The organism is Streptomyces sp. NPDC093510 (assembly GCF_040683555.1).
Taxonomy (GTDB): Bacteria; Actinomycetota; Actinomycetes; order Streptomycetales; family Streptomycetaceae; genus Streptomyces.
The window spans coordinates 269,833-285,265 of sequence record NZ_JBFBEE010000007.1 but is presented as its reverse complement, the minus strand read 5'-3'; the positions used below and the strand labels follow the sequence as shown (position 1 = coordinate 285,265).

Annotated in this window: 13 protein-coding genes; 11 read left to right on the top strand and 2 right to left on the bottom strand. The window is 71.2% G+C overall.

Going from position 1 to position 15,433, the window contains the following annotated elements; translation table 11 throughout:
• Positions 1 to 49 precede the first annotated feature (49 nt).
• The gene (locus tag AB0N81_RS13930; protein ID WP_365358030.1) at positions 50 to 499 is read right to left on the bottom strand and encodes a DUF523 domain-containing protein; all 450 of its coding nucleotides are present in this window, start codon (positions 497 to 499) and stop codon (positions 50 to 52) included.
• A 156-nt stretch (positions 500 to 655) separates the two neighbouring features.
• Between AB0N81_RS13930 and AB0N81_RS13925 the strand changes: the two genes are divergently transcribed.
• The 5 genes from AB0N81_RS13925 (at position 656) to AB0N81_RS13905 (ending at position 7,611) form a co-directional block, all read left to right on the top strand.
• Positions 656 to 1,816, top strand: a complete 1,161-nt coding sequence (locus tag AB0N81_RS13925) for a CaiB/BaiF CoA-transferase family protein (RefSeq protein WP_365358029.1) — start codon at positions 656 to 658, stop codon at positions 1,814 to 1,816.
• Positions 1,816 to 2,841, top strand: coding sequence for an LLM class F420-dependent oxidoreductase (locus AB0N81_RS13920; RefSeq protein WP_365358028.1), 1,026 nt, complete (start codon positions 1,816 to 1,818; stop codon positions 2,839 to 2,841). Before AB0N81_RS13925 ends, AB0N81_RS13920 begins: the two co-directional genes overlap by 1 nt.
• 10 nt (positions 2,842 to 2,851) lie before the next feature.
• Complete coding sequence (locus AB0N81_RS13915; protein ID WP_365358027.1) at positions 2,852 to 3,994, top strand: acyl-CoA dehydrogenase family protein; 1,143 nt, start codon at positions 2,852 to 2,854, stop codon at positions 3,992 to 3,994.
• Positions 3,995 to 4,035: 41 nt separating this feature from the next.
• Positions 4,036 to 5,250 (top strand): acetyl-CoA C-acetyltransferase, encoded by a 1,215-nt coding sequence (locus tag AB0N81_RS13910; protein WP_365358026.1) that lies wholly within the window; start codon positions 4,036 to 4,038, stop codon positions 5,248 to 5,250.
• A gap of 177 nt (positions 5,251 to 5,427) precedes the next feature.
• On the top strand, positions 5,428 to 7,611 hold the full coding sequence (locus tag AB0N81_RS13905) for a 3-hydroxyacyl-CoA dehydrogenase NAD-binding domain-containing protein (protein WP_365358025.1): 2,184 nt from the start codon (positions 5,428 to 5,430) through the stop codon (positions 7,609 to 7,611).
• A gap of 235 nt (positions 7,612 to 7,846) precedes the next feature.
• On the opposite strand, the gene AB0N81_RS13900 is transcribed toward AB0N81_RS13905, so the two are convergent.
• Positions 7,847 to 8,596 (bottom strand): MerR family transcriptional regulator, encoded by a 750-nt coding sequence (locus AB0N81_RS13900; RefSeq protein ID WP_365358024.1) that lies wholly within the window; start codon positions 8,594 to 8,596, stop codon positions 7,847 to 7,849.
• Positions 8,597 to 8,728: 132 nt separating this feature from the next.
• Here AB0N81_RS13900 and AB0N81_RS13895 point away from each other — a divergent pair, with 132 nt between their 5' ends.
• The 6 genes from AB0N81_RS13895 (at position 8,729) to AB0N81_RS13870 (ending at position 15,422) form a co-directional block, all read left to right on the top strand.
• Positions 8,729 to 10,534, top strand: a complete 1,806-nt coding sequence (locus AB0N81_RS13895; protein ID WP_365358023.1) for an AMP-dependent synthetase/ligase — start codon at positions 8,729 to 8,731, stop codon at positions 10,532 to 10,534.
• Between the two features lie 159 nt (positions 10,535 to 10,693).
• Positions 10,694 to 12,163 (top strand): amino acid permease, encoded by a 1,470-nt coding sequence (locus AB0N81_RS13890; RefSeq protein WP_365358022.1) that lies wholly within the window; start codon positions 10,694 to 10,696, stop codon positions 12,161 to 12,163.
• A 43-nt stretch (positions 12,164 to 12,206) separates the two neighbouring features.
• Positions 12,207 to 12,686 carry a macro domain-containing protein gene (locus tag AB0N81_RS13885; RefSeq protein WP_365358021.1) on the top strand — a complete coding sequence of 160 codons (480 nt, stop codon included), beginning with the start codon at positions 12,207 to 12,209 and terminating at the stop codon, positions 12,684 to 12,686.
• 422 nt (positions 12,687 to 13,108) lie between these two features.
• On the top strand, positions 13,109 to 13,615 hold the full coding sequence (locus AB0N81_RS13880) for a hypothetical protein (RefSeq protein ID WP_365358020.1): 507 nt from the start codon (positions 13,109 to 13,111) through the stop codon (positions 13,613 to 13,615).
• Between the two features lie 71 nt (positions 13,616 to 13,686).
• Positions 13,687 to 14,487, top strand: a complete 801-nt coding sequence (locus AB0N81_RS13875) for an alpha/beta fold hydrolase (RefSeq protein WP_365358019.1) — start codon at positions 13,687 to 13,689, stop codon at positions 14,485 to 14,487.
• 68 nt (positions 14,488 to 14,555) lie between these two features.
• Positions 14,556 to 15,422 (top strand): oxygenase MpaB family protein, encoded by an 867-nt coding sequence (locus AB0N81_RS13870; protein ID WP_365358018.1) that lies wholly within the window; start codon positions 14,556 to 14,558, stop codon positions 15,420 to 15,422.
• The last annotated feature ends 11 nt before the right edge of the window (positions 15,423 to 15,433 follow it).

Here is a 15,433-nt window from a genome sequence, read left to right as displayed (position 1 = left end):
CGTGCGGTCGTGGGTGGCCGAGGCTAGCGTGCGCGTCCGGCGGGCGCGCCTACACCCCCGGCGCGGACCGCACCACGATGCCGTTCCGCTCGAACAGGGCCGCGGTGACTCCGTCGCCGGCCACCAGCTCCCCGCCGAACGATCCGTCGTGGACCGCGCCGCGGCCGCACGAGGGGCTGCGCGGCATCAGCAGCGCCTCCGTGCACCCGGCGTGCCGCGCGGCCGCCAGCGCGCGCCTCGCGCCGTCCACGAACTGGGCCGTCACGTCGCGCCCGGTGTCCTCGACCACCCGCGCGGTGCCGTCCAGGACGTCGTGTCCGTCGCCGCCGACGAGCTCGGCGGGGCGGCGCGGCGTCGGCAGGCCGCCCGCGGCCTCGGGGCAGAACGACACGACCGTGCGGCCCGCCACCGCCTCGTCGAGTTCGGGTGAGGCCTTGTCGCGGCCGTCGTAGCGGCACGGCACTCCCCGCAGGCACGCGCTGACCAGTACGGAATCCATGCCTTCAGGCTAGGCGCCGCGCGCCCGGAGTCCGGCGGCGGCCCGAAATTGGCTAAGCGCTTGCTCGCCAGGGGCTTGTGCACGGTGGAACACGTTCTTAGCATCACTGGTGTTACATCAGTTGTGTCATAGCTGTGTCATAGCGCTGGGGGCTCAATGGCAGTGCCGGGCAAGGGCGTTCACGGACCGCTCGCCGGAGTACGCGTGGTGGAACTGGCGGGCATCGGGCCCGGCCCGTTCGCCGCCATGCTGCTGGCCGATCTCGGCGCCGACGTCGTGCGCGTCGACCGCCCGCGCGGTGGCGGCCTCGCGATCAACCCTGAGTACGACGTGACCAACCGCAACAAGCGCTCCGTCGTCATCGACCTCAAGGCCGATGACGGCGCGGACCGCGTCCTCGACCTGGTCGAGCGCGCCGACGTCCTCATCGAGGGCTACCGCCCCGGTGTGGCCGAGCGTCTCGGCGTCGGTCCCGAAGCCTGCCACGCCCGCAATCCGAGGCTGGTCTACGGCCGAATGACCGGCTGGGGCCAGGAAGGGCCGCTCGCCCGACGCGCCGGGCACGACATCGCGTACATCGCCATCACCGGCACCCTCGGCATGATCGGCAACCCCGACGAGCCACCCGCGATCCCCGCGAACCTCGTGGGTGACTACGCGGGCGGTTCGCTCTACCTCGTCGTCGGCATCCTCGCGGCGCTGAACCACGCGCGCGTGCACGGCGCCGGACAGGTCGTGGACGCCGCGATCGTCGACGGCGCGGCCCACCTCTCCGCGATGATCCACGGCATGCTCGCCGCCGGCGGCTGGCAGGACCGGCGAGGCGCCAACCTCCTCGACGGCGGCTGCCCCTTCTACGGCACCTACGAGACCGCGGACGGCGGCTACATGGCGGTCGGCTCCCTGGAGCAGCAGTTCTACGACGAGTTCATCACCCTGCTCGGCCTCGCCGACGTGGCACCCGCCCGCAAGGACCTGGCCCGCTGGGACGAGTTGCGTGAGGCGATCGCCGCCCGCTTCAGGGAACGTACGCGCGACGAATGGACGGCCGTCTTCGAGGAGTCCGACGCGTGCGTGGCGCCCGTGCTGTCCCTGCGCGAGGCCCCCGCCCACCCGCACCTCGCCGCGCGCGGCACGTTCGTCGACCACGGTGGCATCACCCAGCCCGCCCCCGCGCCCCGCTTCTCCGCGACCCCGACGCAGATCCGCACCGGCCCCGCGCAGCCCGGCGCCGATACCGCCGAAGTGGCCCACGACTGGGACATACCGGCCCTCGCGACAGAGCAGACAGAGCAGACAGAGAAGGAAGACGACTGATGGAGCTGTCCTCACCTCTCGCCTACGCGGGCGACCCGCGCGAGGCGGCCGACGCCGTCGCCGCCCTGGAGTCCGCGGGCCTGGACGCGGTGTGGGTCGCGGAGGCGTACGGCTTCGACTCGCCCACGATCATGGGCTACCTGGCGGCGCGCACGGAACGCATGAAGATCGGCGCCGCCATCCTCAACGTCTACTCCCGCACCCCCGCCCTGATCGCCCAGACCGCCGCCGGACTCGACGCGGTCTCCGGCGGGCGCGCGATCATCGGGCTCGGCGCCTCGGGCCCGCAGGTCGTCGAGGGCTGGCACGGCAAGGCGTACGACAAGCCGCTCGGCCGCACCCGCGAGACCATCGAGCTGACCCGCCGCATCCTGCGCCGCGAGGTCATCGACCACCACGGGATCACGGACATGCCGCTCCCTCCGGAGAAGGGCGGCAGGCTCGGCAAGCCCCTGAAGATCCTCACCAGGCCGGTGCGCCCCGAAGTCCCGCTGTACGTCGCCTCCCTGGGGCCCGCCAACGTCCGTATGACCGCCGAGATCGCCGACGGCTGGCTGCCCACTCTCTTCATTCCGGAGAAGGCCCACCAGGTGTGGGGTGCCGCGCTCGCCGACGGCAAGGAGAAGCGTGATCCGGCCCTCGGACCGCTGGAGACCGTCGCCGGGGGACTGCTGGCCATCGGTGACGACGCGGCGGCCGTACGGGACCTCGCCCGCCCCCAGATCGCCCTCTACGTAGGCGGCATGGGCGCCAAGGGGAAGAACTTCTACAACGACCTCGCGGTCGCGTACGGCTACGAGAAGGAGGCCGCACGCATCCAGGAGCTCTACCTGTCAGGGAAGAAGAAGGAGGCCGAGGCCGCCGTCCCGGACGAGTTCTGCGAGCTCATGTCGCTGTGCGGGCCCGCGGGTTACGTGCGCGAGCGCGTCGAGGCCTTCCGGGCGGCGGGCGTCACCATGCTCAACGTCATTCCCGTCGGCCCCGAGCCGGCCAAGTCGATCGAAACCGTCAAGGGCTGGCTCTAGGAGGCCGTACGTGAAGCGACAGATCTTCTCCGCGGAACACGAGGCGTTCCGCGAGACCGTCCGCACCTTCCTCGCCAAGGAGGTGCTGCCTCACTACGAGCAGTGGGAGAAGGACGGCATCGTCTCCCGCGACGCCTGGCTCGCCGCCGGCAAACAGGGGCTGCTCGGCCTCGCCGTCCCGGAGGAGTACGGCGGCGGCGGGAACGCCGACTTCCGCTACTCCGCGGTCCTCGCCGAGGAGTTCACCCGCGAGGGCGCCGCCGGACTCGCGCTCGGCCTCCACAACGACATCATCGGCCCCTACCTGACCTCGCTCGCCACCGAGGAGCAGAAGCGGCGATGGCTGCCCGGCTTCTGCAGCGGCGAGATCATCACGGCCATCGCGATGACCGAGCCCGGCGCGGGCTCCGACCTCCAGGGCGTCCGCACGAGCGCCGAGGACCGGGGCGACCACTGGGTGCTCAACGGTTCCAAGACGTTCATCTCGAACGGCATCCTCGCCGACCTCGTCATCGTCGTCGCCAAGACGGCCCCCGAGGGGGGCGCCCACGGCCTGTCCCTCCTTGTCGTCGAGCGCGGCATGGAGGGCTTCGAGCGGGGCCGCAACCTCGACAAGATCGGCCAGAAGGCCCAGGACACCGCCGAGCTCTTCTTCAACGACGTACGCGTCCCCAAGGAGAACCTGCTCGGCGAGCTCAACGGCGCCTTCATCCACCTGATGACGAACCTCGCGCAGGAGCGCATGGGCATCGCCGTCGCCGGGATCGCCGCCGCCGAGCACCTCCTGGACATCACCACGACGTACGTGAAGGAGCGCGAGGCGTTCGGACGGCCGCTGGCCAAGCTCCAGCACATCCGCTTCGAGATAGCGGAGATGGCCACGGAGTGCGCCGTCACCCGCACGTTCCTCGACCGGTGCATCGTCGATCACTCGAACGGGGAACTCGACGCCGTGCACGCGTCGATGGCGAAGTGGTGGGCCACCGAGCTGCAGAAGCGCGTCGCCGACCGCTGCCTGCAACTGCACGGCGGCTACGGCTACATGACCGAGTACCGCGTGGCCAAGGCCTTCACCGACGGACGCATCCAGACCATCTACGGCGGCACGACCGAGATCATGAAGGAGATCATCGGTCGCTCGCTCCTCGGCTGACCCTCATCCTCACCTCCCGGACATTCCCGAAAGGCTCACGCGTGACCACCGAAGCGTACGTATACGACGCGATCCGCACCCCGCGCGGACGCGGCAAGGCCGGCGGCGCCCTGCACGGCACCAAGCCGATCGACCTCGTCGTCGGCCTGATCCACGAGCTGCAGGCGCGGTTCCCCGGCCTCGACCCGGCCGCCATCGACGACATCGTCCTCGGCGTGGTGGGCCCGGTCGGCGACCAGGGCTCCGACATCGCGCGGATCGCCGCCATCGCCGCGGGGCTGCCCGACACGGTCGCCGGCGTCCAGGAGAACCGCTTCTGTGCCTCGGGTCTCGAGGCCGTCAATCTCGCCGCGATGAAGGTCCGTTCGGGCTGGGAGGACCTGGTGCTCGCGGGCGGCGTCGAGTCCATGTCACGCGTCCCGATGGCCTCCGACGGCGGCGCCTGGTTCAACGACCCGATGACCAACTTCGAGACCGGCTTCGCGCCGCAGGGCATCGGCGCCGACCTCATCGCCACCGTCGAGGGCTTCTCGCGGCGCGATGTCGACGAGTACGCGGCCCTCTCCCAGGAGCGCGCGGCCGCGGCCTGGAAGGACGGCCGCTTCGGGAAGTCCGTCGTGCCCGTGAAGGACCGCAACGGCCTCGTCGTCCTCGACCACGACGAGCACATGCGCCCCGGCACCACCGCCGACTCCCTCGCCAAGCTGAAGCCGTCCTTCAAGGACATCGGCGACCTGGGCGGCTTCGACGCGGTCGCGCTGCAGAAGTACCACTGGATCGAGCAGATCGACCACGTCCACCACGCGGGCAACTCCTCCGGAATCGTCGACGGCGCCTCACTCGTCGCCGTCGGCACGAAGGAGGTCGGTGAGCGCTACGGCCTCACCCCGCGCGCGCGGATCGTCTCCGCGGCTGTCTCCGGCTCCGAGCCGCTGATCATGCTGACCGGGCCCGCGCCCGCGACGCGCAAGGCGCTCGCCAAGGCGGGCCTCACCATCGACGACATCGACCTCGTCGAGATCAACGAGGCGTTCGCGGCGGTCGTGCTGCGCTTCGTCAAGGACATGGGGCTGTCGCTGGACAAGGTCAACGTCAACGGTGGTGCGATCGCGCTCGGTCACCCGCTTGGGGCGACCGGCGCGATGATCCTCGGGACGCTGGTGGATGAGCTGGAGCGGCGGGATCTCCGGTACGGATTGGCCACGTTGTGCGTGGGCGGCGGGATGGGCATCGCCACGATCGTGGAACGGCTCTAGGGCTACGCGCCGTTGGGGCTCGGGGTGCGTCGCCCACCGCGGGTGCGCCGTGGTTGCTCCCGCAGTTCCCCGCGCCCCTGAAGGCGCGACCAGCCCCCGCCGGTGGTCGGACGGCCATGGTCCCCGCCGCCCTCCCCGGATTCCGCCCCCCTCATCAGACTTCACGGAGAAACGAACATGACCACAAGCACGACCATCCGCTGGGAGCAGGACGACACCGGTGTCGTCACCCTCGTCCTCGACGACCCCAACCAGTCCGCGAACACCATGAACCAGGCGTTCAAGGACTCCATCGCGGCGATCGCCGACCGCGCGGAGGCCGCCGTCCAGGCCGACAAGGATGCCATCCGCGGGTTCATCTACACCTCCGCCAAGAAGACCTTCTTCGCGGGCGGCGACCTCAAGGACATGATCAAGGTCGGTCCGGAGAACGCGCAGCAGGCGTTCGAGACGGGCAACGCCATCAAGAACTCGCTGCGCCGCATCGAGACCCTCGGCAAGCCCGTCGTCGCCGCCATCAACGGCGCGGCGCTCGGCGGCGGGTACGAGATCGCCCTCGCCTCCCACCACCGCGTCGCCCTCGACGCCCCCGGCTCCAAGATCGGCCTGCCCGAGGTCACCCTCGGCCTGCTCCCGGCCGGCGGCGGCGTCACCCGCACCGTGCGCCTCATGGGCATCACCGACGCACTCCTGAAGGTGCTGCTCCAGGGCACCCAGTACAACCCGAAGCGCGCCCTGGAGAACGCCCTCGTCCATGAACTGGCGGCCACCCCCGAGGAGATGATCGAGAAGGCCCGCGCCTTCATCGACGCCAACCCCGAGTCGCAGCAGCCCTGGGACAAGCCCGGTTACCGCATCCCGGGCGGCACCCCGGCCCACCCGAAGTTCGCGGCGAACCTGCCGGCGTTCCCCGCCAACCTCAAGAAGCAGACGGCGGGCGCCAACTACCCGGCCCCGCGCAACATCCTCGCCGCGGCCGTCGAGGGCTCCCAGGTCGATTTCGAGACCGCGCTGACCATCGAGGCCCGGTACTTCACCGAGCTGGTCACGGGCCAGGTCGCCAAGAACATGATCCAGGCGTTCTTCTTCGACCTCCAGGCCGTCAACTCCGGCGCCAACCGCCCGAAGGACGTCGAACCGCGCCAGGTCCGCAAGGTCGCGGTGCTCGGCGCCGGGATGATGGGCGCGGGCATCGCGTACTCGTGCGCACGCGCGGGCATCGAGGTCGTCCTCAAGGACGTGTCGGCCGAGGCGGCGCAGAGGGGCAAGGGCTACTCAGAGAAGCTCTGCGCCAAGGCCGTCCAGCGGGGCCGTACGACCCAGGAGAAGGCGGACGCGCTGCTCGCCCGCATCACGCCGACCGCGGACCCGCAGGCCCTCGCGGGCTGTGACGCCGTGATCGAGGCGGTCTTCGAGGACACCTCGCTCAAGCACAAGGTGTTCCAGGAGATCCAGGACGTCGTCGAGCCGGACGCGCTGCTCTGCTCCAACACCTCCACCCTGCCGATCACCACGCTGGCGGAGGGCGTCTCGCGCCCCGTCGACTTCATCGGTCTGCACTTCTTCTCGCCCGTCGACAAGATGCCGCTCGTCGAGATCATCAAGGGCGAGCGCACCGGCGCCGAGGCGCTGGCCCGCGCCTTCGACCTCGTACGCCAGATCAACAAGACGCCGATCGTCGTCAACGACTCGCGCGGCTTCTTCACCTCGCGCGTCATCGGGCACTTCATCAACGAAGGCGTCGCGATGGTCGGCGAGGGCGTCGAGCCGGCCTCCGTCGAGCAGGCGGCGGCCCAGGCCGGGTATCCGGCGAAGGTCCTCTCCCTCATGGACGAGCTGACCCTCACCCTGCCCCGCAAGATCCGCAACGAGACCCGGCGGGCCGTCGAGGAGGCGGGCGGCACCTGGGCCACTCACCCCTCGGACACCGTCATCGACCGGATGGTCGACGAGTTCGGGCGCCCCGGAAGGAGCGGCGGAGCGGGCTTCTACGACTACGTGGACGGCAAGCGCGACCGTCTCTGGCCGGGCCTGCGCGAGCACTTCACCAAGCCGGGGTACGAGATCCCCTTCAGGGACATGCAAGAGCGGATGCTCTTCTCCGAAGCGCTCGACACCGTACGCCTGGTGGAGGAGGGCGTCCTGACGTCGGTCGCCGACGCCAACATCGGTTCCATCCTCGGCATCGGCTTCCCCGGGTGGACGGGCGGCGTACTGCAGTACATCAACGGCTACGAAGGCGGCCTGCCCGGCTTCGTAGCCCGCGCGCGTGAGCTCGCCGAGCGCTACGGAGAGCGGTTCGCGCCGCCCGCGCTGCTCGTCGAGAAGGCGGAGAAGGGGGAGAAGTTCAGCGACGGCTGATGTCGCGGGAGCCGCCGGTTCCGCCTGTTCGGCGGCGGCACCGGCGGCTCCTTCCGTGCGTCGTGTCCTGCCGTAGAGCATGATCACGACAAGCGAAGGGTGGCCGCTGTGCGGCGCGCACAGCCGCGCCAAGGCGCCCTCCGTGTGCAAGGACCCGGGAGCCAAGTGCAAGGGCACCGCGGCCACATCACGGTGCCGTAGGGGCAGGGGGGCGGTCAGCCCTCCAGAGGGGCGCTCAGCCTTCCTTGAGCCACTCCCGCAGCTCCTCCTTGAGGGAGCGCTGGAACGCGGTCACCAGCGCCTGCACCACCATCGGCTGCATGTGGGCGGAGAGCGACCGCATCGCCGCCACGTGCTCGGGGTCCGACCCGCGCTCGCGGCAGGGCCCCCGGACCTCGTCACGGAAGAGCCGGGACAACTCGTGCGCGGCCTCGCGGGTGTGCTCCATCAGGACCGTGCGCGCCGCCAGGATCGTCTCGTGCGCGATGGGCACGTCCAGGAGCTGCACCCCCAGGCGCAGCAGTCCCAGGTCCACGCGGTAGGTCCCCGGGGCCGGGGTCCGGGCGATCACGCCCATCGCCGCGAGCCGGTCCAGGTCCTCGTCGCCGAGCGGGCGGCCCGCCCTGCGCTCCAGCTCGGCGTGCGGGGCGTCCTCCGCCGAGTCGGGCGCCCAGGAGGCCACCACGGCACGGTGGATGGCCAGATCGTGCGCGTTCAGGTCGGCGGGCAACTGCTCCAGATACCGCTCGATCGCGGCGAGCGTCATGCCCTGGTGCTGCAACTCCTCGATGAGCGCGAGCCGGGACAGGTGCTCCTGGCCGTAGTGACCCACGCGACGCGGCCCGATCACCGGAGGCGGCAGCAGCCCCTTGGTGCTGTAGAAGCGGATGGTGCGGACCGTGACACCCGCGCGCGCGGCGAGTTCGTCGACCGTGAGCGTCGGCTCCTCGGCCCCGGTCGTGACGGCCTCGATGTCGGTTGCCATGGCGGCGCCATCCCTCCCCGGTCGGCTCGGGGGACGTCTCCCCGCTTCGTGCGTCAATCCGGTGCAACAGTATTGCTGGCACACCAGTGTTGTGAAACCCTCCGGCCCAACCGATGGCACCAGGAGGCGGTCATGACCACGATCCTGCGACTCCCCGGGAACCCTGCCGACATCACGCTCCCCGCCCTGCTGCTCCGCAACGCCGAGGACCACGGCGAACTTCCCGCGCTCTCCTGGCGCGTGGGGGAGGAGTGGTCGACGCTCACCTGGCGCGAGGCACGGCGCAAGGTCGCCGCCCTGGCCGCCGGTTACGCCGCACTCGGTGTCGAGCGCGGCGAACACGTCCTGATGATGATGGGGAACCGTCCCGAGCACTGGCTGAGCGACCTCGCCCTGGTGCACCTCGGCGCCGTCCCCGTCACCGTGTACGGCACCTCGGCCCCCGAGCAGGTCGCGCACATCGTCCGGCACAGCAGGGCCCGCTTCGCGATCGTCGAGGGCGCCCGCGAACTGCCGCGGTGGGAGCCCCTCCTGACCGACGACACCGCCCCGCTGGAGCGCCTCGTCGTCGTGGAGGCGGCCGAGGCGGGCGAGCACCGCACGTACGGCTCCCTGCACGCCACCGGCAGCCGCCTCTTCGACCCGGACGCGTTCGAGAAGGCATGGCGCGAGAACCGGCCGACCGACGCGCTCACCGTCGTCTACACCTCGGGCACCACCGGCGACCCCAAGGGCGTCCGCCTCACCCACCGCAACGTGCTCCTGGGCGGCATCGCCCTGGACGGCGTCATCGACTTCCCCGACCACGTCGGGCACATCTGCTACCTGCCCTTCGCCCACATCGCCGAGCGGCTGCTCGGCATCTACCTGCCGGTGCTGCGCGCCGCCCACGTCTACCTGTGCGCCGACCCCACGCACGTGGCCGCCACCGCGCGCGAGCTGCATCCCTTCCAGTTCTTCGGCGTGCCGCGCGTGTGGGAGAAGCTGGCCGCGTCCGTGCGGGCCGCGCTCGCCGGACTGCCCGAGGAGCAGCGCCGCGCCATCGAGGCGGCGAACGAGACGGCACGCGCACACGTCGCCTGCCGGGAGCGCGGGGAGGAGCCGTCGAAAGAGCTGCGAGCCGCGTACGAGCGGGCCAGGCTGGACGTCCTCGACCCGCTGCTCGCCCTGGCCGGATTCGACCGGCTGGTGTGGACCGCGAGCGCCTCCGCGCCGATGCCGCCGGACGTGACCCGGTTCTGGGCCGGCTTCGGCCTCGTGATCATGGACGCCTGGGGGCTCACCGAGACCTCCGGCGTGGTCACGACGAACACTCCCGACGGGTTCCGCCTCGGATCGGTGGGGCGGCCCCTCGAAGGGCTCGGCGTACGCATCGCCGACGACGGCGAGATCCTCGTGCGCGGGGCGACGGTCTTCGACGGCTATCTGCGTCCCGACGGCGGGCTCGACGACGCCAGGGACGCGGACGGATGGTTCGCCACCGGGGACATCGGGCGCCTCGACGAGGACGGCTACCTCTGGCTCACCGACCGCAAGAAGGAAATGATCGTGACCTCGACGGGCAAGAACGTCTCGCCCGCCCTCGTCGAGAGCACGCTCAAGGAGCACCCGCTGATCGGGCAGGCCCTCGTCCACGGAGACGGCCGCTCCTACCTGGTGGCGCTGCTCGTCCTCGACCCGGAGATGGCACCCGCCTGGGCCGCCGCCCGCGGGATCGAGGGGGACCTGGTCACCCACGAGGCCGTGCTGGCAGAGGTGGCCCGCGCGGTTCAGGCCGCCAACGCGCGCCTGAACCGCACGGAACAGATCAAGCGCTACAGGCTGCTCGCCGAGGAATGGGGACCCGAGACGGGTGAGCTGACGCCGTCCCTGAAGCTGCGCCGCCGGGTGATCCGTGACAAGTACATGCAGGTCATCGACGGTCTGTACACCCCCTGACCAGCATGTGAGAAGTGCCGCTATGTGACGTGTGCCACCGCGTGGAAGGCGATCTCTGGGGGAAGGTGTCCCGTCGGTTCGCGCGCGTCAGGGGTGTCGCGGGCCGGAGCACATCCGGACCCCGGAGCTCTTCCGGGCACCAGAGAGTAGATCCACCACGTGAGCAAGGAAGCCGTAGATTCGGCCGCCCTGGACGCATCCCGCACCGATGCGAACCAGGCCCCCGCGGACGCGGGCGACGCCGGATACAGCAAGGACCTCAAGGCCCGTCACGTCAACATGATCGCGATCGGTGGAGCGATCGGCACCGGCCTCTTCCTGGGGGCGGGCGGCCGCCTCCACTCGGCGGGCCCCGCGCTCGCCCTCGCGTACCTCGTGTGCGGCATCTTCGCGTTCTTCGTCGTCAGGGCGCTCGGCGAGATGGTCCTCTACCGGCCCTCGTCCGGTTCGTTCGTCTCGTACGCGCGTGAGTTCCTCGGCGAGAAGGGCGCCTTCTTCGCCGGTTGGATGTACTTCCTGAACTGGTCGACCACCTGCATCGCCGACATCACGGCGATCGCGCTCTACACGCACTACTGGAGCTTCTTCACCGACATACCCCAGTGGGTGCTCGCGCTGATCGCCCTCGCGGTCGTGCTGGCGGTGAACCTCGTCTCGGTGAAGTACTTCGGCGAGATGGAGTTCTGGTTCTCGATCATCAAGGTGGCCGCGCTGAGCGCCTTCATGATCATTGGCATCTGGCTGCTGGCCAGCCAGCACAAGGTGGGCGGCGAGACGCCCGGCCTCAACATGATCACCGACCACGGCGGCCTCATGCCGAACGGTCTGATGCCGGTCGTGATCGTGATGCAGGGCGTCGTCTTCGCGTACGCCTCGCTGGAGCTGGTCGGCGTCGCGGCGGGCGAGACCGCCGAGCCGCACAAGATCGTCCCGCGCGCGGTGAACTCGATCATGTGGCGCGTGGGCGTCTTCTACGTCGGTTCCGTGGTCCTGCTCGCGCTGCTGCTGCCGGGCGTCATGTACTCGGCCGACCAGAGCCCGTTCGTGACGGTCCTCTCCAAGATCGGTGTGCCGGCCGCCGGCGACGTGATGAACTTCGTGGTCCTCACCGCGGCCATGTCCTCGCTCAACTCCGGTCTCTACTCCACCGGCCGCATCCTGCGCTCGATGGCGATGGCGGGCTCCGCCCCGAGGTTCACGGCGAAGATGAACCGCAACCAGGTTCCCTACGGCGGCATCCTTCTCACCGCCTCCCTCGGCGTCGTCGGCGTCGGCCTCAACAAGGTGGTTCCGGGCAAGGCCTTCGAGATCGTCCTGAACGTGGCCTCGCTCGGCATCATCGGCACCTGGATCACGATCATGGTCTGCCACCTGGCCTTCGTGCGCAGCGCGAAGCGCGGCGAGATCACCCGGCCGCACTTCCGGCTGCCCTTCAGCGGTGTCACCGAGTACGTGACGATCGCGTTCCTGCTCGCCGTCCTCGGCCTGATGTGGAAGGACGCAGAGGTCGGCCGCAAGACGCTGTTCCTCATCCCGGTCGTGGGCGCGGCCCTGGTCGTGGGCTGGTTCGGCGTCCGGCGCCGGGTGGAGCGCGAGGCGCAGGGCCTCACGGTGCCGCAGGACCGATAGCAGCACAGCGGCCACTGTCAGTGGCGGCCCGTACGGTGGCGTCATGTCGGAGATCACGTATGTCCGGGGTGACGCCACCGCGCCGTTCGGCAAGGGCGTCAAGCTGATCGCCCACGTCTGCAACGACCTCGGGGGCTGGGGGAAGGGCTTCGTGCTCGCGCTGTCGCGCCGCTGGCCCGAGCCGGAGAAGGCGTACCGCGCCTGGCACAGACAGCGCGCCAAGAACGACTTCGGTCTCGGCGCCGTCCAGTTCGTCGACGTCGGCCGGGGCATCTGGGTGGCCAACATGGTGGGGCAGCGGGGCATGCGCACGGGCAGCAAGGGCGTCCCTGTGCGGTACGAAGCGATCGACACCGCCCTGGCCGCCCTGGCCGCCAAGGCCGAGGAACTCGGCGCCTCCGTGCACATGCCGCGCATCGGCTGCGGGCTCGCCGGAGGCAAGTGGTCCCGGATCGAGCCGCTGATAGCCGAGCGCCTGGTGGCGCGCGGGATCGCCGTGACGGTGTACGACTTCGGGGCGTGAGGGTGTACGGCTTCGGGGTGCGGGCGGTGGACGGCTGCGGGGCGTGATGGTGTACGGCTTCGGGGTGCGGGCGGTGTACGGCTTCGGGGTGTGATGGCGGATGGCTGCGGGGTGTGACGGCGGGCGGCTTCGGGGCGTGGCGGTGTACGACTTCGGGGTGTGACGGCGGGCGGCTTCGGGTGTGCGGCGGGCGACTGCGGGGCGTGACGGTGGACGGCTTCGGGGCGTGGCGGCGGACGGCTCCGGGGTGTGGCGGTGGACGGCTTCGGGGCGTGCCGGCGGGCGGCTGCGAGGCGTGATGGCGGACGGCTTCGGGGGCTGAGGCGTCGCTGGAGGGGCGTGTGGGCGGTGGTCTGGCCCGGTCGGTCAACTGCCCCGCATGTGTGCGTTGTTGCGCACGGATGAGCGGGTAGAGCTCCGGCATGCAGCTCATCTCCGTGCAGCTCGGCACCCTCCGCACCCTCGGCCTTCTCGCCCTCTGCCTCCTGCTCCTCGGCCTCCTCGCGCTCTGCTTCTTCGCGCTCTGCCTCTTCGCCGTGCGCTTCCGGCCGCTGGGCGGACGGGCCCTGGGCGGACGGGGCCTGGTGCTCGCGGAGGTGCCGTCTCCCGGCAGCCCGCGGGGGAGGCCGGGGCTGTTGCTCTCCGAGGTTGGTGCGGACGGCCCGTGGGAAGAGGACGGCCTCTGGGAAGAGGACGGACCCCTCGCCACCGGGCAGGCCAGGGAGGAGGCGGAGCGCGCCGAGGCGGAGGCCGAACTGCGCCGCCAGATCTCCGAGTGGGCGTCCGAGGTGGCGAGCCGTATCGCGGCCGCCCCGCTCACCGGCCCGTCCCCAGAGCCGCCCACCCCACCCGGCGCCGCCCCGCCCACGGACGCGCGGACCGATCCATGGACCGATCCATGGACCGATCCGACGGGTTCCGGTCGCTAGGCCTACGCATTCACGCCCTCGTCCGCCGCCCCCACTGGTGGCCCGGTCCCCACGACCGGAGACTCGGGGACATGGACGTCATGGTGTCGGTCAAGGACGGCGAACTGTGGTCGCACGACTCGGGTGACCCGAGCGGCACGGGCGGCGAAGGCCTCCCCCTGGTCCTGGTGCATCCGGGAGTCGGCGACTCCCGCATCTGGGACGGCATCCTGCCGCGCCTCACGGAGCGGCACCGGGTGATCCGCTACGACGCGCGGGGGTACGGCAGGTCGCCGGCCCCGACCACCTCGTACTCACTGGTCGAGGACCTGATCGCCGTCCTCGACCACTACGGGATCGCCCGCGCGGCCCTGGCCGGATCGAGCATGGGCGGCGCGACGGCCATCAGCCTCGCGCTCCGCGACCCCGCACGGGTGGCGAGCCTCGCCCTGGTGGTCCCGGGCGTCACCGGAGCCGACGACGAACTCGTCCCGGCGGAGTTCATGGCCGAGATGGGCCGCCTCGCCGAGGCGCACGACCTGGACGGCATCGTGGCCCTCCTGCGGCGCACCTCGGGCGCCGCGGGCACCGGGAAGGACGACCCCGAGGTCGAGGCGCACATCAGGGCGGTGATCCCGGCCTGGTTCGCCAACCACCCGCACAACGTGCCCGACCCGCCCGCCTACGACCGGCTCGGCGAGCTCGACGTCCCGTGCGTCCTGGCCCTCGGCGAGCTCGACCAGCCCGCGGTGGTCCGCGTGAACGAGACGATGGCGCGACGCATCCCGGGCTGCCGCCTGGTGCGCCTCGCACACAGCGACCACTTCCCGACCGTGCGGGAACCCGACGCGGTCCTCGACGTCATCCTGGAGGCGTACGCCCTGGCGCGCTGACGGCCACCACGCCCGCGGTCGCATGCTGGAACACGCACGCACCGGGGCACGGCCGAGGAGCACGTCACATGAACCACCCAGCCGCCGGCCGCGACCCGGAACCGCCCCCGCCCGGCGGCATCCTCTGGAGCATCGCGGGCGACATCCGCATGTTCCTCATGCTGCCGCCCGCGCTCACCATGCAGGTGGCACACCCGGCGGTCGGCGCGGGCGTCGACGAGCACTCGGTGTTCCGCACCGACCCGTGGGGGAGGGGCGAGCACTCGGTGCGCTCGGTCCTGCTGTGGGTGTACGGCGGGGACGAGGCCGCCGCGGAGGGCCGCAGGCTGCGCGTGCTGCACCGCACCATCCAGGGCACGGACACGCGGGGCCGCCGCTACCACGCGCTGACTCCCGCGAACTACGCGTGGGTCCACGCCACCGGCTTCCCCGTCTACCGGCACGCGCAGCAGTACCTCGGCCGCCCCTTCACCGAGGCGCAGGAACGACAGCTGTACGCGGAGTGGCTCCGGGTCGGGCGCGTCCTCGGCCTCCACGACCGGGACATGCCGCAGACGCTGGAGGAGTTCTGGCCCTACTACCGCAAGGTCCTCGCCGACGAGCTCGAACTGACCCCGGTCGCCGCGGAACTGACCGCCACCGGGCAGCCCGTACCGCCGCCGGACCGCGGCCCGCTCCCCGTACGCCTGCTGCTGCGCGCCCTGTGGCCCGTACTGCTGCCCCCGCTGGCCCGCTTCCGCCGCTTCGTCACGATCGGCCTGATGCCGCCGGACGCCCGCGAGGCGATCGGCCTGCCGTGGACCGCCGCGCAGGAGCGCAGGCTGCGCCGGTTCGGCCGGGTGGTCCGCACGGTGGTGCCGCTCCTGCCGGAGCGGCTGCACTACCTGCCCGTGGCCCGGCGGGCCCGCGCACGGCACCGCGCCGCCGGACGGTAGGCCCGGACGGC